The 18,191-nt window shown below is 67.4% G+C and carries 19 protein-coding genes; 17 read left to right on the top strand and 2 right to left on the bottom strand.

Features of this window, described 5'->3' with window-relative positions:
• Position 1 precedes the first annotated feature (1 nt).
• From FHR21_RS14160 to FHR21_RS14140, 5 genes are read left to right on the top strand one after another with little or no spacing between them, the layout of a single operon-like run.
• Positions 2–325 (top strand): ArsR/SmtB family transcription factor, encoded by a 324-nt coding sequence (locus tag FHR21_RS14160; protein WP_184099445.1) that lies wholly within the window; start codon positions 2–4, stop codon positions 323–325.
• Entirely contained in the window at positions 322–732 is a 411-nt protein-coding gene (locus tag FHR21_RS14155) for an SRPBCC family protein (protein WP_184099443.1), read from the top strand. The genes FHR21_RS14160 and FHR21_RS14155 overlap by 4 nt, the downstream gene beginning before the upstream one ends.
• A gap of 20 nt (positions 733–752) precedes the next feature.
• Positions 753–962 (top strand): hypothetical protein, encoded by a 210-nt coding sequence (locus tag FHR21_RS14150; protein WP_184099441.1) that lies wholly within the window; start codon positions 753–755, stop codon positions 960–962.
• Complete coding sequence (locus tag FHR21_RS14145; RefSeq protein WP_184099439.1) at positions 959–1,378, top strand: DUF1801 domain-containing protein; 420 nt, start codon at positions 959–961, stop codon at positions 1,376–1,378. Before FHR21_RS14150 ends, FHR21_RS14145 begins: the two co-directional genes overlap by 4 nt.
• 11 nt (positions 1,379–1,389) lie before the next feature.
• The gene (locus FHR21_RS14140) at positions 1,390–1,794 is read left to right on the top strand and encodes a DUF1801 domain-containing protein (RefSeq protein ID WP_184099437.1); all 405 of its coding nucleotides are present in this window, start codon (positions 1,390–1,392) and stop codon (positions 1,792–1,794) included.
• Positions 1,795–1,981: 187 nt separating this feature from the next.
• On the opposite strand, the gene FHR21_RS14135 is transcribed toward FHR21_RS14140, so the two are convergent.
• Positions 1,982–2,905: a crotonase/enoyl-CoA hydratase family protein gene (locus FHR21_RS14135; RefSeq protein ID WP_184099435.1), complete on the bottom strand. Its 924-nt coding sequence runs from the start codon at positions 2,903–2,905 to the stop codon at positions 1,982–1,984.
• Positions 2,906–3,128: 223 nt separating this feature from the next.
• On the opposite strand from FHR21_RS14135, the gene purC reads away from it, so the two are divergent.
• The 4 genes from purC to map all read left to right on the top strand — a co-directional run bounded on the left by purC (position 3,129) and on the right by map (position 8,255).
• A complete protein-coding gene (gene purC, locus FHR21_RS14130) occupies positions 3,129–3,908 on the top strand; it encodes a phosphoribosylaminoimidazolesuccinocarboxamide synthase (RefSeq protein WP_184099433.1) in 780 nt (259 codons plus the stop codon).
• A 184-nt stretch (positions 3,909–4,092) separates the two neighbouring features.
• A complete protein-coding gene (locus FHR21_RS14125; protein WP_184099431.1) occupies positions 4,093–6,981 on the top strand; it encodes a M16 family metallopeptidase in 2,889 nt (962 codons plus the stop codon).
• 283 nt (positions 6,982–7,264) lie between these two features.
• Positions 7,265–7,471: a TA system antitoxin ParD family protein gene (locus FHR21_RS14120; protein WP_184099428.1), complete on the top strand. Its 207-nt coding sequence runs from the start codon at positions 7,265–7,267 to the stop codon at positions 7,469–7,471.
• Position 7,472: 1 nt separating this feature from the next.
• Positions 7,473–8,255, top strand: a complete 783-nt coding sequence (gene map, locus FHR21_RS14115; RefSeq protein ID WP_184099426.1) for a type I methionyl aminopeptidase — start codon at positions 7,473–7,475, stop codon at positions 8,253–8,255.
• Between the two features lie 312 nt (positions 8,256–8,567).
• Here the strand turns inward: map and FHR21_RS14110 are convergent, their stop codons facing one another.
• The gene (locus FHR21_RS14110) at positions 8,568–9,359 is read right to left on the bottom strand and encodes a response regulator (protein WP_184099424.1); all 792 of its coding nucleotides are present in this window, start codon (positions 9,357–9,359) and stop codon (positions 8,568–8,570) included.
• A 206-nt stretch (positions 9,360–9,565) separates the two neighbouring features.
• Here FHR21_RS14110 and FHR21_RS14105 point away from each other — a divergent pair, with 206 nt between their 5' ends.
• The 8 genes from FHR21_RS14105 to FHR21_RS14070 all read left to right on the top strand — a co-directional run.
• Entirely contained in the window at positions 9,566–11,104 is a 1,539-nt protein-coding gene (locus FHR21_RS14105) for a sensor histidine kinase (RefSeq protein WP_184099422.1), read from the top strand.
• A 37-nt stretch (positions 11,105–11,141) separates the two neighbouring features.
• Positions 11,142–11,873: a Crp/Fnr family transcriptional regulator gene (locus FHR21_RS14100; RefSeq protein ID WP_184099420.1), complete on the top strand. Its 732-nt coding sequence runs from the start codon at positions 11,142–11,144 to the stop codon at positions 11,871–11,873.
• Positions 11,874–11,941: 68 nt separating this feature from the next.
• Positions 11,942–12,550, top strand: a complete 609-nt coding sequence (locus FHR21_RS14095; RefSeq protein WP_420825292.1) for a UdgX family uracil-DNA binding protein — start codon at positions 11,942–11,944, stop codon at positions 12,548–12,550.
• Positions 12,550–13,563, top strand: coding sequence for a ligase-associated DNA damage response exonuclease (locus FHR21_RS14090; protein WP_184099416.1), 1,014 nt, complete (start codon positions 12,550–12,552; stop codon positions 13,561–13,563). Before FHR21_RS14095 ends, FHR21_RS14090 begins: the two co-directional genes overlap by 1 nt.
• Positions 13,560–15,215 (top strand): cisplatin damage response ATP-dependent DNA ligase, encoded by a 1,656-nt coding sequence (locus FHR21_RS14085; RefSeq protein WP_184099414.1) that lies wholly within the window; start codon positions 13,560–13,562, stop codon positions 15,213–15,215. Before FHR21_RS14090 ends, FHR21_RS14085 begins: the two co-directional genes overlap by 4 nt.
• 102 nt (positions 15,216–15,317) lie before the next feature.
• A complete protein-coding gene (locus tag FHR21_RS14080) occupies positions 15,318–15,932 on the top strand; it encodes a superoxide dismutase (RefSeq protein ID WP_184099412.1) in 615 nt (204 codons plus the stop codon).
• 288 nt (positions 15,933–16,220) lie between these two features.
• Positions 16,221–17,600 (top strand): L-serine ammonia-lyase, encoded by a 1,380-nt coding sequence (locus tag FHR21_RS14075; protein WP_184099410.1) that lies wholly within the window; start codon positions 16,221–16,223, stop codon positions 17,598–17,600.
• A 331-nt stretch (positions 17,601–17,931) separates the two neighbouring features.
• On the top strand, positions 17,932–18,191 hold a 260-nt coding region (locus FHR21_RS14070), incomplete at its 3' end, for an alcohol dehydrogenase catalytic domain-containing protein (RefSeq protein WP_184099408.1).

The following is an 18,191-nucleotide window of genomic DNA, read 5'->3' as shown; positions in this document are numbered from 1 at the left end:
CATGGTCGAAACACGCGATAGTCTGTTCAGGGCGCTGGCCGATCCGACGCGCCGTGCGCTGTTCGAGCGGTTGTGCGAGCATGGCGAGCAGACGGTCGGGGCGCTGACGGCAGACGCCGGCGTGTCGCAGCCCGCGGTGTCGAAGCATCTCGCCATCCTGCGGCAGGCCGGGCTGGTGATCGACCGCCAGCAGGGGCGGCAGGCGCATTACAGCGCCCGGCCCGCCGCGCTCGCGCCGCTTGCCGACTGGACGGGGCGGATGACGCGTTTCTGGCAGGCGCGCTTCGACGATCTCGACGATCTGCTGGGAAGGATGGATCAATGACCGAAACCGCCGCCGAAACGCGCACCGTGATCGTCGAGCGCGAATTCGCGCACCCGCCGGCAAAGGTCTGGCGCGCGCTCACCCAGCCGCATCTGGTCGCCGAATGGCTGATGGCGGGCGACGTCGTGTCCACGCCCGGCCACCGTTTCCGCTTCGGCGCCGACTGGGGGCATGTGGATTGCGAGGTCATCGCGGTCGAGCCCGAACGCACGCTCGCCTATAGCTGGGACGGCAAGGGGCTCGAAAGCATCGTGACCTGGACGCTGACTCCGACCGCGGCGGGCACCCATCTGCGCATGGAGCAGACCGGCTTCCGGCCCGACCAGACGCTTGCCTATCATGGCGCGAAGGCCGGCTGGCCGCGCTTCCTGACCGCGCTCGCCGACCTGCTCGCGCGGATCGACTGACATCAAGGGAGAAGATACGAATGAAATGGAATGCCCTGATCCGCCAGACGCATCGCTGGCTGTCGATCCTCTTCGCTCTGATCGTCGCGGCGATCTTCCTGACGCTGGGGCTCGGCCGTGAGCCGGTGCAATGGGTCTATTATCTGCCGCTCGCTCCACTGGCGCTGATGACGCTCACCGGGCTCTGGATGTTCTTCCGGCCCTATGCGGCGCGGGGGCAGGCGGCATGACGGACAAGACGCCCAGGCTGCTGTCGGGCGGCAATCCCCAGATTCCGAAAGGCGACGGCGACGCGCCGGTGCAGGCCTATATCGCCGCCATGCCGGGATGGAAGCGCGCCGCGGGCGAGCGGCTCGACGCGCTGATCGAACGGAGCGTGCCGGGGGTGCAAAAGGCCGTGCGCTGGAACTCGCCCTTCTACGGCGTCGAGGGGAAGGGCTGGTTCGTCAGCTTCCATTGCTTCACCCGCTATATCAAGATCACCTTCTTCAAGGGCGCGGCGCTCGACCCGCTGCCCCCGGTCAGATCGAAGGACCCCGACACGCGTTATCTCCACATCCACGAGGACGAGGATGTCGACGGGAAGCGGCTCGCGAGCTGGCTGAAGCAGGCGGCGGCGATCCCCGGCTGGATCACCGGACAATAGGAAGGGCGAACATGGCCAAGGACGAGGAATCGGCGTCGCATCTGATCGACGAAAAGATCGCGAAACTCGGCGGCTGGCGCGCCGATACGCTCGCGCACCTGCGCGCGCTGATCCGCGAGGCCGAGCCCGGGGTGACCGAAACGATCAAGTGGCGCAAGCCGTCGAACCCGCTCGGCGTTCCCGTGTGGGAGCATGGCGGCATCCTGTGCACCGGCGAAACCTACAAGGACAAGGTCAAGCTGACCTTCGCGCGCGGCGCGTCGCTCGCCGATCCCGCGCGGCTCTTCAATGCCAGCCTCGACGGGGGCACCCGCCGCGCGATCGACCTGTTCGAGGGCGATGGCATCGACGCGGAGGCCTTCAAGGCGCTGGTGCGCGAGGCGGTCGCCGCCAATGCGGCAAAGGCACCGCGGTGATGCCAATGTCCTTCACCCTTGATGGAGGAAGGATACGAAGCCTTATCGCAACGCGATTAGGCGCAGTTGGATGGGGGTGACGGTGCATCCTTCGGCCGTCGTTTCAGGCCGAGACCGCACCCCCTCCGCTGCGACTAGGCGGCAAACCGCCAAGTCTCGCTGCCTCCCCCATGAAGGGGAAGGTGAGTCAACGATAAGGCGGCGCCTCCTCGAACTCATCGAACCACGGATAGTCGTTGGCGACGCTTGCGGTGAAATTCGGCGGCCGCTTCTCCAGGAAACTCGTCACGCCTTCCGCCGCGTCGGGGCTGCGCCCGCGCGCGAAGATTGCGCGGCTGTCCCAACGGTGGGCGCTCATCGGGTGCGACGCGCCCATCATCCGCCACAGCATGTGGCGGGTCAGCGCGACCGACACCGGCGCGCTATGCTCGGTCATCTCGCGCGCCTTGGCGATCGCGGCGTCGATCAACTCGCCCGGCTTGTGAACCGACTGCACCAGCCCCTTGTCCCGCGCTTCGGCGGCGTCGATCAGCCGCCCCGAGAAGCACAGGTCGACCGCATTCGCGATGCCGACCAGCCGCGGCAGGAACCAGCTCGACGCCGCTTCGGGCACGATGCCGCGCCGCGCGAAGACAAAGCCATAGCGGGCCGTCTCGCTCGCCAGCCGGGCGTCCATCGGCAGCGTCATCGTCGCCCCGATGCCGACCGCCGCGCCGTTGATCGCGCCCAGCACCGGCTTCTTCGCCTCGAAGATGCGCATCGACACGCGCCCGCCCGAATCGCGGATCAGCGGGTGCGACCAGTCGATGGTTCCGTCCTGCGCGACCGGACTTGCCGGGACGCCTTCCGGGAGGAGCACCGCCTTGTCGCTGCGCTTGTCGTAATCGAACGTCGCGCCGCCGCCGCCCAGATCCGCCCCCGCGCAATAGGCACGTTCGCCCGCCCCGGTGAAGATCACCGCGCGCACCGCATCGTCGGCGTCGCACTCGTCGAGCGCCGCGACGATCTCCAGCATCATCTCGGTGGTGAAGGCGTTCATCCGGTCGGGCCGGTGCAGCGTCAGCAGCGCGATGCCCTCCTGCTTGTCGAGGCGAATCTGGTCGAAGCTCATCCATCTCTCTCCTTGCCTTTGCGGCAGGGTCGCAAGCGGCGGCGGCGAAGGCAAGCTCTAGTTGACGTAAACGTAAAGATATCCGCCCGCGCACCGGCGACGTGAAGGATGACGCGCCCTTGCTTTGCCGCTATAGGGCCCGCGTCGCCCCGGCGCCGCGCCTCGTCCTTGAGTCGCCTGTCGCCGGGGCCGTTCATTTGGTTCCGACAGAAAGTTCCTGCCCATGGCCCGCCGCCGCCAGATTTACGAAGGCAAAGCCAAGATCCTCTACGAAGGCCCCGAACCGGGCACGTTGATCCAGTATTTCAAGGACGACGCGACCGCCTTCAACGCGCAGAAGCGTGGGACGATCAACGGCAAGGGCGTGCTCAACAACCGCATTTCCGAGCATGTCTTCACCCTGCTCGGCAATATCGGCGTGCCGCACCATTTCATCCGCCGCCTCAACATGCGCGAACAGTTGATCCGCCAGGTCGAGATCGTGCCGATCGAGGTGATCGTGCGCAACGTCGCCGCGGGCACGCTGTCGAAGCGGCTGGGAATTGAGGAGGGGACGCAGCTTCCCCGCACCCTGATCGAATATTGCTACAAGGACGATGCGCTTGGCGACCCCCTGATCGCCGAGGACCATATCGAATGCTTCAACTGGTGCAGCCGCGAGGAACTGCACGACATTCAGGACATGGCGCTGCGCATCAACGATTTCATGTCGGGGCTGTTCGCCGGCGTCGGCATCCGCCTGATCGACTTCAAGCTCGAATTCGGGCGCATCTGGGACGGCGATTACAGCCGCATCATCCTCGCCGACGAGATCAGCCCCGACGGCTGCCGCCTGTGGGACATGGTCACCAATGAAAAGCTCGACAAGGATCGCTTCCGCCGCGACCTGGGCGGCGAGGTCGAGGCCTATCAGGAGGTCGCGCGCCGGCTGGGCCTGATGCCCGAGGGCGGCGACAATGCGGTGCTCGACCTCGAAACGCACCGCAAGAAAAAGGGCAGCTAGGGGCTGCGTAAAACGGCATTGCCTCAATTCCGTTCGACACGAACGGGAAGGCGAGGTGGACTGAGCGCGCATCGCCTCGGAACGTCGCAGACGACGGACCGCTTTCGCCGACCCGCCATGTCGCCCGTCGAAAGCGCCGGCCCGGCGGCTTGACCCTCCGCGCAAGGGCCGCCAGACCCTCCGCATGACCTCTCCCTTCTTCCGGCGCGCCGCAGCCGCGCTGTCGCCGCTCCTCCTGGTCGCCGCCACCGCCGTCGCCTCGGCCCCTGCCGGCCCGGCCGCGGGGCTCGCGGCCCCGGTCAATCCGCAGACCGACGCCGCACGCGCGTGGAACTATGCGGACAGCGACCTGCCGGTCGACCCGAACGTGATCTTCGGCGTGCTTCCCAACGGGATGAAATATGCGCTGCTGCACAATGGCACGCCGAAGGACAGCGTCGTCATCCGCATGCGCTTCGACGTCGGCAGCTTCGACGAGGCCGAGGATCAGCGCGGGCTGGCCCATTTCCTGGAGCATATGGCGTTCAACGGCTCGACCCATGTGCCCGAGGGCGAGATGATCAAGCTCCTCGAGCGCAAGGGGCTTGCCTTCGGTGCCGACACCAACGCCTCGACCGGCTTCGACCAGACGGTCTACAAGCTCGACCTGCCGCACGCGACCGACGATCTGATCGACACCGGGCTGATGCTGATGCGCGAAACCGCGAGCGAGCTGACGATCGCGCCCGAGGCGGTGGACCGCGAACGCGGCGTGATCCTGTCCGAGCGGCGCGCGCGCGACACCTATCAGCTCCGCGGCCTGATCGAGCAGCTCGCCTTCCAGATGCCCGGCATGACGGTGGCGAACCGCATTCCGGTCGGCACCGAAGCGGTGATCCGCACCGCGCCGGCCGCGCGCCTGCGCGATCTTTACGACCGCACTTACCGGCCCGAACGCGCGACGCTGGTGATGGTCGGCGATTTCGATCCCAAGGTGGTCGAGGCAAAGGTCAGGGCGCGCTTCGCGGACTGGCAGGGCCGCGGTCCCGCCGGCGCCGATCCCGACATCGGCACGATCGACTATCGTCGCGCGACGGCGGCCGGCGAATTCGTCGATCCGGCGATCGGCGACACCGTCGCTATCGCCAGCTTCAAGCCCTGGGTGGTCGTGCCGGACACCAGCGCCAAGCGCGCCCGCAATCTCGCCGAGGAAATCGGCGAGGCGATCGTCAGCCGCCGGCTCGCCCGGATCGCGCTCGACGAGGATTCGCCGATCCTCACCGGCGCGTTCAGCGAGGCGGCCGGGTGGAAGGTCTTCGATCAGATCACCGTCAGCGCCGTCGCCAGGCAGGGCGCGTGGAAAGAGGCGCTGGCGCTCGTCGAGCAGGAATATCGCCGCGCGGTCGACCACGGCTTTACCCAGGCCGAGGTCGACGAACAGCTCGCCATCCGCCGCACCGCGCTGCGGAACGCCGTGGCCGGCGTGACGACGCGGCGCAGTGCGACGCTCGCCGACGCGCTGGCGGGCGCGGCCGAGGGCGATTTCGTCTTCGTCCGCCCCGAAACCCTGCAGACATTGTTCGATGCGGCGGCGCCGACACTCGACGCGGCGGCGGTCACCGAGGCCTTCCGCAAGCGCGTTGCGGGGATGAGCCCGCCGCTCGTCTGGGTGACGGGCAAGACGCCGGTCGCGGGCGGCGCCGATGCCATGCTCGCCGCGTTCCGCGAATCGCAGCAGGTCGCGGTCGCGCCGCCCGCCGTCGCGACCGGCGCTGCCTTCGCCTACACCGATTTCGGCGCCCCCGGCCGAATCGTGTCGGACGACCGCATCGCCGACCTCGGCATCCGCCGCATCCGCTTCGCCAACAATGTGATGCTGAACATCAAGACCACCGATTTCCAGAAGGACAAGGTCTGGCTGTCGGTGCGCGTCGATGGCGGCACCTTGCTCGCGACCCGCGACGATCCGACGCGGGTGGCGCTCGCCGGGTCGCTCGCCGTCGGCGGGCTTCAGGCGCACAGCTTCGACGATCTTCGGACGATCTTCGCCGGCAAGACGGTGAACCCCAGCTTCGGCACGGGCGTCGATGCCTTTGGCGGCAGCGCGCTGACCTCGTCCCAGGATTTCCGGTTCCAGGCCGATCTGATGGCCGCCTATCTCACCCATCCCGGCTATCGCGCCGACGGACTGGCGCTGATCCGCCGCGTGCTGCCGCAGCGCTATGCCGCCAATGACGCGACCCCGGCCGCGGTGCTCGCGCGCGATGTGGGCGGCATCCTCGCGGACGGCGATCCGCGCGCGCAGACCCCGCCGCTCGCGACGCTGATGACGCTCGACTGGGCCGGGCTGAAGCCCACGATCGCCGACAGCCTCGCGCATGGCGCGATCGAGATCGGGGTGGTCGGCGACATCGACGAGGCGGCGGCGATTCAGGCGATCGCGGCGACTTTCGGCGCGTTGCCGCCGCGACGCGCGGCTTTCGACCCGCGCGAAGCGGCACGCGTCCGCCACTTCGCCGCCGACCGCAGCGAGCGGACGCTGATTCATAAAGGTCCGGCCGATCAGGCGGAGATCCGCGTCTATTGGCCCGCGCGCGACGACAGCGATCTGGCGGAGGCGATGCGGCTCAATCTGCTGATGCGGGCGATGCAGCTCGAGCTGACCGAGGAACTGCGCGAACGGCTCGGCGAAACCTACAGCCCCGGCGCGGGTGCCGACCTGTCCGACGAATTCCCCGGCTATGGCTGGCTGCTGGCGCGGAGCAACGTCGATTACAAGGAGTTGAAGGCGACGCGCGCCGCGATCTTCGCCATCGCGAAAAAGCTGCGCGATCAGCCGGTCGACGCCGACCTGCTCGACCGGGCGCGCCGCCCGTTGCTCGAATCGACGACCAAGGCGCGGCGCGAAAACGCCTATTGGCTGAAATATGTCGGCGAGGCGACGACCCACCCCGACCGCCTCGACCGCAGCCGCAACGCGATCGCCGAGATCGAGGCCGCGACGCCCGCCGACCTGCAGGCGCTGGCGCGCCGCTATCTGACCGACGACCGGGCGCTGGTCATCAGGGCGGTGAGCGACAAGGCGGGAACGTAGGAGGGCGCCTCCATCGCTCCGCGACCGGGAGAGATTTCACCGCCACTCCATCGCTCGCATTGACAGTAGACAATATACGGATCATATACGCTTCGTATATTAGAGCGGCGTGCGTTAAATCTGGATCACCCTTTCTTCCGTTCGTGCTGAGCTTGTCGAAGCACCGTCCTTTTTCTTGCTACGCTTGAAAGAAAGAACAGCCCTTCGACAAGCTCAGGGCGAACGGGGATGAGTGATGCAGATTTACGGCACGCCGCTCTAATCATCGTCAAAGGACACCCCAGTGGGCATCGTGAAGATCGACGACGAGTTGCATGAAGAAGCCCGCCGGGCGAGCGCGGTGATGTGCCGCTCGATCAACGCGCAGGCCGAATATTGGATGAAGGTCGGAATGCTCGCCGAAGCCCATCCGACCCTGTCCTTCAACGAGATCGTCCGGATGCAGTTCGCCGCGGCGCAGGTCCGGCTCGCGGATTCGGCCGTCGCCTGACATGGTCAAGACCCCGGCCGAGCTGGCGCTGATGCGCGAATCGGGCCGGTTGCTCGCCTCGGTCTTCGAAATGCTCGACGGGCTCGACCTCGCCGGCCGCTCGACGATGGCGGTCAACGATCTGGTCGAGCGCTTCATCACCGTCGATCTCGCCGCGCGCCCGGCGAGCAAGGGGCAATATGGCTTCGCCTATGGTTTGAACTGCTCGATCAACCATGTCGTTTGCCACGGCGTGCCCGACGCCCGCGCGATCATCCAGGGCGGCGACATCGTCAACCTCGACATCACGCTCGAAAAGAACGGCTTCATCGCCGATTCGAGCAAGACCTATCTGGTCGGCGCCGTCGCGCCCGCCGCGCGGCGGCTCGTGCGCGTCGCGCAGGAAGCGATGTGGAAGGGCATCGGCCAGGTGCGCCCCGGCGCCCATCTCGGCGACATCGGCTTCGCGATCGAGCGGCACGCGAAACGGAACGGCTATTCGGTCGTGCGTGACTATTGCGGCCATGGCATCGGCCGCGAGATGCACGAGGAACCGAATATCCTCCATTTCGGCCGGCCGGGTACGGGGATGAAACTGCGCGAGGGCATGGTCTTCACCATCGAGCCGATGCTCAACCAGGGCAGCCGCAAGGTCGCGACAGAGAAGGACGGATGGACGGTCGTGACGCGCGACGGCAAGCTTTCCGCCCAGTTCGAACATACGGTCGCGGTGACGGAAACCGGCGTCGAAGTCCTGACCCTGCGCCGCGACGAGCGGGTCTATGGTGAGGGGGTGAAGCCTTGACCTCTGGTTTCGACTGATAGGCGATGATCGACATTTCATAACCGTGTCATTCCCGCGAAAGCGGGAATCCAGAATGTGCGTAGGCTAACCCAACCCTTGGATTCCCGCTTTCGCGGGAATGGCAAGGTGGGGTGAATGACTGCTCCCCACCCCGTTCCCGCCATTTCATCGCCTCCGACCCGTTGTTTCGAAGCGGACGTTCGCCTGGCATGGAATTTGTCCGCGCGGCGCCGTGCTTCAGCTCAAGTATCTCGTGCCGAGCCCGGACAGAACATCGCCGACTATCTGGAAGCCGCCGCCTGAATCGCGGCCTCAGGCCGCCAGTTCGGGCGTGAAGAGCAGGCTCTGGCTGATCGCCGCGCGCACCGTATTCTCGCGGAACGGCTTGGAAATCAGGAAGGTCGGCTCGACGCGGCTGCCGGTCAGCAGGCGTTCGGGAAAGGCGGTGATGAAGATCGCCGGCACCGGGGCGAGCGCCAATATGTCCTGCACCGCGTCGATCCCCGACGACCCGTCGGCAAGCTGGATATCGGCGAGCACCAGCCCGGCGTCGCTCTGCTCGAACGCCGCCACCGCATCGTCGTGCGTCGTCGCGATTCCCGCGACCTCGTGCCCCAGGTCGCGCACGATCGCTTCCAGTTCGAGCGCGATCAGCGGCTCGTCCTCGATGATGAGCACCGAGGTGCGCGATTCGCGATCGAGATCGGCGACCGCCTCGCCCAGCAGCGTCTCGACGGTCGCCGCGTCGGCGCCGGTGATGATCGCCGCGTCCTCGGTCGAAAAGCCTTCGAGCGCGGTCAGCAGCAATATCTGGCGCCCCAGCGGCGTGATGCGGGCGAGGCGGCGGTCGGCGGCGCGCAGCAGCGGGTCCTCGTCGTCCTGCCCCTCGCCATCCTCGATGAACGCGCTTTCCCAGATGCGGTGAAAGGCGCGGTAAAGGTCGATGCGGGTGCCGTGCACCGAGGCAAATTCGTCGGGCGCCGCGACCACCACTTCCAGCAGCGTGTGGACGAAATTGTCGCCATGCTGCTGGCTGCCGGTCAGCGCGCGCGCATAGCGGCGCAGGAACGGAAGATGTCCGCGGATTTCGTCGCCCAGGCTCATTCGAAAACCTCCCTCTTGATCAGATCATACGCCGCCGCGCGATATCGGGTTCCCGCTTCGGGACGAAAAAGCGCCGCGTACCGCGCAACTTGTCGCCGCCCGGTGCGTAGACTCTACCCAGGCAAAGGGAAACCGCGGGAGGAAAGGGTGGAATATCATCGCCTTGCGACGTGCGCCGCCAGCAAGCTTTTTTAGGGACCGGATTCATGGCACAGCGGCCCGCGGACAAGACCGGTGCCGGTGCATCGGCGGAGCGCGAGGGGCGGGATTTGGCAGACGATGGGGGCAGGGATGCGGCGGCCGAGGAAGCCCGGCGGCTGCGCACCCTTCGCGAATACCATCTTCTCGACACCGCCCCCGAACCCGGCTTCGACCGGGTGACCAAGCTGCTCGCCGACCTGTTCGACGTGCCGATCGCGCTGGTGTCGCTGATCGACGAAAGCCGGCAATGGTTCAAGTCGGCGCACGGGTTCGACCGGCCCGAAACCCCGCGCGACATCGGCTTCTGCCAATATGCGATCGCGACCGGAAAGCCGCTGGTCGTCCCCGATGCCGCTGCCGACCCGCGCTTCCGGGACAATCCGCTCGTCACCGGCGAACCCCATATCCGTTTCTACGCCGGGATGCCGCTGCGCGCCTATAATGGCGCGATTCTCGGCGCGCTCTGCATCGTCGACCGCAGGCCGCGCCCGGCGCTGGGCGCGCGCGACATCGAACGGCTGGAGGATTTCGCCGCCATCATCATGGCCGAGGCCGAACTGCGCCGCACCGCGATCGAGCGCGACGAAGCGCAGCATATGCTCGAACGCGCGCTCGACTTTTCCTCCATCGCGACATGGCAGCTCGACCCGCGCACCGATGCGCTGCGCTGGCACGGCGCGACCGCCGCGCTGTGGGGTGCCGACTATGAAAGCGCGCTCGCGACCGGCGAGGGCTTTTATGCGCGCGTCCATCCCGGCGATCGCGACGCGGTGCGCCGCGCGCTTCAGGAATCGATCGCGACCGGCGATCCCTATGCGATGGAATATCGCATCGACCATCCCGAACGCGGCGTGCGCTGGATCGCGGGGCGCGGCGACTGGGACGTGCGCTCCGACGATGCGATCCTGACCGGCATCTGCATCGACATCACCGAGCAGAAGAGCCGGCAGGAAAATGCCAATCTGCTGATGCGCGAGCTGCATCACCGGATGCGCAACCTGTTCGCCACCGTCGGCGCGATCATCTCGCTCACCCGCCATTCGGCGCGCGACGTCGATGATTATGTCGAGCGGATCAGCAGCCGGCTCGACGCGCTCAACCGGGCGCAGAATGTCCTGCTCGGCGCCAATTTCCTGACCGGGTCGATGCACGCCCTGATGCGCGAGGTGGAGGCGGCCTTTCCGCGCCTGCGCTGGTCGGGTCCCGATCTGCTGCTGCCCGAAAACGCGCTGGTCGCGATGGCGCTGCTGTTCAACGAACTCGCGACCAACGCGGTCAAGCATGGCGCGCTATCGTCCGATTCGGGCCGCGTCGAAATACACTGGACCCAGGACGGCGCGGATGTGGACGATCGCCAGTTCCGCCTGATCTGGACCGAAAGCGGCGGGGAAGGCGCGATTTCCGAGCCGCAGCGTACCAGTTTCGGCACCTTGCTGATGGAACGCAGCGTGCGTAATAATCTCGGCGGCACGATCGAACGCCGCTGGGACCCGGCGGGGCTGGTCGTGACCATCGCGCTCCCCGCCAGGTGGCGCGAGGCGTAGGTGCGGGGATTATTCCCTGTAATCAGGGGTTAACCTATTGGATGCGCTGATTCGACGCCTCAGTTTCTACAGCGATCTCGACGATGCCGACCGGGCCGATCTGGCAACGCTGCGCGGCACTATCCGCAACTTCCGCGCCCACAGCGAAATTATCACCGCCGGCCAGGAAATGGACGCCGTGCTGGTGATGCGCGAAGGCTGGGCGGCGCGGTTCAAGACGCTCGAGGACGGCCGTCGCCAGATCCTCAATATCCTGCTTCCCGGCGATATCTTCGATCTCCAGGTGCTCGTCGCGGCCGAGGCCGACCACAGCGTCGTCACCGTGACCGACGGCTCGCTCTATGCGGTGGCGCCCGCGGCGGTGCGCAAGATGCTCGCCGGATCGGGCCCGCTGACCATGGCCTTCTGGTGGACGCAGGTGCAGGAAGAGGCGTTCCTGCGCGAACAGATCGTCCGCAACGGCCGCCAGACCGCGCAGGAACGGATCGGCCACCTGCTGCTCGAACTCCATCGCCGCGCCCAGATCGTCGACCAGGCGAGCGCCGATGCCATGCCGCTGCCGTTGACCCAGACGCAGATCGCCGACACGCTGGGGCTGACGCCGATCCACACCAACCGCGTGCTGCGCCGGCTGGTCCGCGCCGGGCTGATCGAAATGAACCGGCAGTGGATCCGCTTCCTCGCCCCCGACAGGCTCGCCGAAATGTGCGATTTCGATCCGGGCTATTTCCATCTCGACGCCTTCCGGATGCGGCTCGCGCGGCGGTGACGGCTGCGCCGCCGCGGCGGAACGGAAGGGGGTTCGCGGCCGTTTGTCCGACGAAGGAAGGACATGCCGTGCCCGACGCCGCCGCTCCCCTCGAAACGCTGGACGACCTTGTCCGCGCGGTCGACCGCTGCACCCGCTGCCCGCTCTATCGCCACGCGACGCAGGGGGTGGCGGGCGAGGGGCCGGCGTCGGCGCGCATCATGCTGGTGGGCGAACAGCCGGGCGATCAGGAGGATGTACAGGGCCGGCCCTTCGTCGGCCCCGCCGGCCGCCTGCTCGACGAGGCGATCGCGGAGGCCGGGCTCGACCGCCGCCGGCTCTTCCTCACCAATGCGGTCAAGCATTTCAAATATGAACCGCGCGGCAAGCGGCGGTTGCACCAGCGGCCGACCGCGGGCGAGATCGACGCCTGCCGCTGGTGGCTAAATAGGGAACGCCGGCTGGTCCGGCCCCGGCTGATCGTGACGCTTGGCGCGACCGCGCTGCGCGGAGTGACGGGGCGGAGCGCGAGCATCAAGTCGATGCGCGGCGACGCGGTCGAACTCGAAGGCGGCGTCCGGCTGATCGCGACGATCCATCCCTCCTTCCTCCTCCGCATGCCCGACCGCGCCCGGGCCGCGCGCGAGCGCCAGGCGTTCGTCGCCGACCTCGTCCGCGCGCGAAAGCTCGCCGCCTGATGGCGCGAACGAAACCCTGGCTCGAACCGCATCCGCACGGCCTCTATGTGCGGCCCGCCGACCTCTGGATCGATCCCGCGCGCCCGGTCGAGCGCGCCGCGGTGACCCACGGTCACGCCGATCATGCGCGCAGCGGCCATCATGCGGTGTTCGCGACGCCCGAGACGCTGGCGATCATGGCGCTGCGCTATGGCGTCGACGCGGCGGCGGGCCATAATCAGGCGGTTGCTTATGGCGACGGGTTCGAGCGTGGCGGGGTGCGTTTTTCCTTCCACCCCGCCGGTCACGTCCTCGGCAGCGCGCAGATCGCGATGGAATATCGCGGCGAACGGATCGTCGTCACCGGCGACTACAAGCGCCGCCCCGACCCGACCTGCGCGCCGTTCGAAATCGTCCCGTGCGACATCTTCATCACCGAGGCGACCTTCGGCCTGCCGGTGTTCCGCCATCCGCCCACGCGGGACGAGATCGCCAAGCTGCTCGCCGCGGTGCGCGCCGAGCCCGACCGCTGCGTCCTCGTCGGCGCCTATGCGCTCGGCAAGGCGCAGCGGGTGATCGCCGAACTGCGCGCCGCGGGCTGGCAGGCCCCGATCTATATCCATGGCGCGCTCGAACGGATGTGCGCGCTCTATGCCGATCACGGCGTCGACCTCGGCGAACTGCGGCTCGTCGGCGAGAGTGACAAGGCCGAGATGGCAGGCCAGATCGTCCTCGCGCCGCCCTCGGCGCTGAACGACCGCTGGTCGCGGCGGCTGCCCGATCCCGTCACCGCCATGGCCTCGGGCTGGATGCGCGTGCGCCAGCGCGCGCGGCAACGGATGGTCGAACTGCCGCTCGTCATCTCCGATCACGCCGACTGGGACGAGCTGACCGCGACGATCGTCGAGGTGGACCCCCAGGAAAGCTGGATCACCCACGGCAGCGAGGAAGGCCTGCTGCGCTGGTGCGAGATGACCCAGCGCCGCGCGCGCGCCCTCCACCTCGTCGGCCGCGATCTGGAGGAGGAGGCGTGAAGCGTTTCGCGGCCCTGATCGACCGGCTCGTTTACACGCGCTCGCGCAACAGCAAGCTCGCGCTGATCGTCGATTATCTGAAACACACCCCCGATCCCGACCGCGGCTGGGCACTCGCCGCGCTGACCGACGCGCTCGACTTTCCGGCGGTCAAGGCGGGGACGGTGCGCGCCCTGCTCGGCGCCCGCGTCGACGAGGAATTGTTCCGCCTGTCGCGCCATTTCGTCGGCGATACCGCCGAGACCGCGGCGCTGCTGTGGCCGGAAAAGCCCCTCCCCTTCAGGGAAGGGGTTGGGGTGGGGCATGTCGATGGTGCGCAACTGCAACAGGCCCCACCCCGGCCCTCCCCAGAAGGGGAAGGGGGATTATCCATCTCGCAGGCCGTCGACGCCCTCTCCACCGCCACCCGCAGCGACGCGCCCGCGATCCTCGCGTCGCTGCTCGACCGCCTCGACGCCGACGGCCGCTACGCGCTGCTCAAGCTCGCGCTCGGTGGGATGCGCGTCGGCGTCTCGGCGCGGCTCGCGAAACAGGCGTTCGCGCAGGCCTTCGCCGTGCCCGTCGACGATGTCGAGGAGCTGTGGCACGCGATCCCGCCGCCCTATGCGCCGCTCTTCGCCTGGGGCGAGGGACGGGCGCCGTGCCCCGACCTCGCCGACGTTGCCTTCTTTCGCCCCTTCATGCTCGCGCATCCGCTCGAAGGCGAGAGTCTCGACCTTTCCGATTTCGCCGCCGAATGGAAGTGGGACGGCATCCGCGTCCAGCTCGTGCACGGGGGCGGCGAGACGCGCCTTTACAGCCGCGGCGGCGAGGAGATCGGCGGCGCCTTTCCCGAACTGCTCGCCGCCTTCGATCAGGATGCGGTGATCGACGGCGAACTGCTCGTTCGCGGCGAGGCGCAGGGCGGGGCGGCGGGCGGCGCCGCCAGCTTCAACGCGCTCCAGCAGCGGCTCGGGCGCAAGACGGTGACGAAAAGGATGCTCGCCGACTATCCGGCCTTCGTCCGCGTCTATGATCTGCTCGCCGTCGACGGGAACGACCTGCGCGGCCTGTCGTGGATCGAGCGGCGGCGCCAGCTCGAAGCCTTCGTCCCGCGCCTCGCCGCGAGCCATTTCGACCTGTCGCCGGTGATCGAGGCCGCGCATTTCGACGAACTGGCGGAATTGCGCGCCGGCGCCCGCGACGCGGCGATCGAGGGCATGATGCTCAAGCGCCGCGACGCGCCCTATGTCGCGGGCCGCCGCGCCGGGTTCTGGTATAAATGGAAGCGCGATCCGCTCGTCGCCGATTGCGTGATGCTATATGCGCAGCGCGGCAATGGCCGCCGCGCGAGCTTCTATTCGGACTATACCTTCGGCTGCTGGACCGACGCGGGGGAACTGCTGCCGGTGGGCAAGGCCTATTCGGGCTTTACCGACGAAGAGCTCAAGTGGCTCGACAAATTCGTCCGCGACCACACGATCGACCGCTTCGGCCCGGTGCGCGAGGTCGAAAAGACACTGGTGCTGGAGGTGGCGTTCGACTCGATCCACGCCTCGAAGCGCCACAAGTCTGGCCTTGCCATGCGCTTCCCGCGCATTTCGCGCATCCGCTGCGACAAGCCCGCCGAAGAGGCCGACCGTATCGCGACATTGCGGGCGATGGTGACGTGAGATTTGAAGGCGGGGAAGGAAAAATTGCCGCTCGGGGGGCTTGCAACCGTCGGGGGAAGGGCCGAGTTAAGGGGCCATCCGCAAAAGAAAATGGAGACTGCCATGACGATCGCTTTCCCGCCGCTGCCCTATGCTCAGGACGCGCTGGCGCCGCACATCTCGGCCGACACGCTCGCGACGCATCATGGCAAACATCACAAGGCTTATGTCGACAAGGTCAATGCCGCGATCGAAGGCACCGACCTTGCGGACAAGAGCCTCGAGGAAATCATCCACCACGCCGAAGGATCGGGCAACAAGGGCCTGTTCAACAATAGCGCCCAGTCGTGGAACCACGCCTTTTACTGGAACAGCCTGTCGCCGACGAAGACCGCGCCGTCGGGCGATCTCGCCGCGGCGATCGACCGCGATTTCGGCTCGCTCGACGATCTCAAGAAGAAGCTGAAGGAAACCGCCGTCAACCATTTCGCGTCGGGCTGGGCCTGGCTCGTCTCGCGCGACGGCACGCTGTCGGTCACCGATACCCACGACGCGGGCACCGAGCTGACGACCGGCATCACGCCGCTGCTCGTCATCGACGTTTGGGAACACGCCTATTACATCGACCGCAAGAATGTCCGCCCCGATTACGTCAACGCGGTGGTCGACGAACTGCTGAACTGGGACTTCGCCGCCGAGAATCTCGCGCGCGGCGCGCCCTGGACCTACCCGGCGTAACCTGAGCTGCCTCCCCCTTGATGGGGGGAGGCAGCGAGACTTGGCGGCTTGTTTTCTGGTCGCAGCGGTGGGGTGCCGTCTTGGCCTTGCGCAGGGGCACCCCACCTCTCTATCCGTTCGTGTCGAGCGAAGTCGAGACACCCATCGGGACGGCGCAAGGCTGATGGGTGTCTCGACTTCGCTCGACACGAACGGTCAAACTAAGGTTACGCCGCCCGCGGCGCGTACCCCTCCGGATTCCGGTTCTGGCCCTATCGTGACGGCGCCCCATCGCCTATAGGCGCGGCCATGACGATCAGCCTCTTCGACCTCTTCAAGATCGGCGTCGGCCCATCGAGTTCGCACACCGTGGGCCCCATGGTCGCGGCGCGGCGCTTTGCCGAATGGCTGGACGCACACGCCCTGCTCGAATCCATCGCGCATGTCGAGGCCGACCTCTACGGCTCGCTCGCGCTGACCGGAAAGGGGCACGCCGCCGACACCGCGCTCGTCGCTGGGCTGGCGGGCGAGATTCCCGCCTCGACCAGCCTCGCCGCGATCCGCGCGCATTGGGACCGCGCGGAGGGTGAGGGTGTCCTGGACCTGCTCGGCCGCGTGCGCGTCCGTTTCCAGCCGGCGCGCGACCTGCATTTCCAGATGAAGCAGCGCCAGCCCTTCCACAGCAACGCGCTCAGCTTCACCGCGCGCGACGGCGAGGGCGAAATCCTCGCCAAGCGCATGTATTTCTCGATCGGCGGCGGCTTCGTCGTCGACGAGGAGGAGGCGGGCCGCAACAGCCGCGGCGGCGAGGACGAGGTGGACCTGCCCTTCGCCTTCACCTCGGGCGCCGACCTGATGACGATGGGCGCGGCGTCGGGAAAGAGTTTCGGCGAGATGATGCTCGACAACGAGCTCGCGCGCCGCAGCCTGCCAGAGGTCGAGGCGGGGCTCGACGCGGTCGCGGCGGCGATGGACGCCTCGATCGACGCCGGCTGCGCCAGCACCGGCACGCTGCCCGGCGGGCTCAAGGTCAAGCGCCGCGCGCCGCAGATCGCCGCCGACATCCGTGAACGGCACGAGGCGAACCTGTCCGAACCGCTCGCGATGATGGACTGGATCAACCTGTGGGCGATGGCGGTGAACGAGGAAAACGCCGCCGGCGGCCGCGTCGTCACCGCGCCAACCAACGGCGCTGCCGGCATCATCCCCGCCGTCATCCGCTATTACCGCCGCGGCTGCCGCGGCGATGCGAAGGGCGTGCGAACCTTTCTGCTCACCGCCGCCGCCATCGGCGCGCTCTACAAGCGCAACGCCAGCATCTCGGGCGCCGAAGTCGGCTGCCAGGGCGAGGTCGGCGTCGCCTGCTCGATGGCCGCCGCGGGGCTGACCGCCGCGCTCGGCGGCACCAACGCCCAGATCGAGAACGCCGCCGAAATCGGCATGGAGCACAACCTCGGCCTCACCTGCGATCCCATTGGCGGCCTCGTCCAGATTCCGTGCATCGAGCGCAACGCAATGGGCGCGATCAAGGCGATCGACGCGAGCCGCATCGCGATGATCGGCGACGGCACCCATGTCGTCAGCCTCGACACGGTGATCGCGACGATGCTGCAAACGGGCCGCGACATGCGCGACAAATATAAGGAAACGTCGAAGGGCGGGCTGGCGGTCAGCGTGGTGGAGTGTTGAGGGGGCTTCCCTCCACCGTCACTCTGCACTTGATCGGCGATTATCCCGCCACCATCCGTAGCCCCCTTCGTCATTGGGAGGAGCGTCGCGACGAAGCACTTTCCAGCCATCGCCCATGTGCTGCGAGAGCTGGAGATTGCTTCGCTGCGCTCGCAATGACGCCTACGGATGCAAGCGGGATAATCGCCGACTTGATCCGGGTGCATTCATACGAGCGCCGGAATAATGGATCCCGGACCAAGCCCGGGATGACGAAGGTGGGGATCGGCCCCTCGCATCTTGCAATGCCGCCCCATTTGCCTGATTGGGAGCGCCGAGAAGGAGACCGCCCATGAAGACCCGCGCCGCCGTTGCGTTCGAAGCGAAGAAGCCGCTGGAGATCGTCGAACTCGACCTCGAAGGCCCGAAGGCGGGCGAGGTGCTGGTCGAGATCATGGCGACGGGCATCTGCCACACCGACGCCTACACGCTCGACGGCCTCGACAGCGAGGGGCTGTTCCCGAGCGTGCTGGGGCATGAGGGCGCAGGGATCGTGCGCGAGGTCGGCGCGGGCGTGATGTCGGTGAAGCCGGGCGATCATGTGATTCCGCT

The sequence above is a fragment of the Sphingopyxis panaciterrulae genome (assembly GCF_014199295.1).
GTDB lineage: Bacteria > Pseudomonadota > Alphaproteobacteria > Sphingomonadales > Sphingomonadaceae > Sphingopyxis > Sphingopyxis panaciterrulae.
This window is presented reverse-complemented; position numbering and strand designations above follow the sequence as displayed.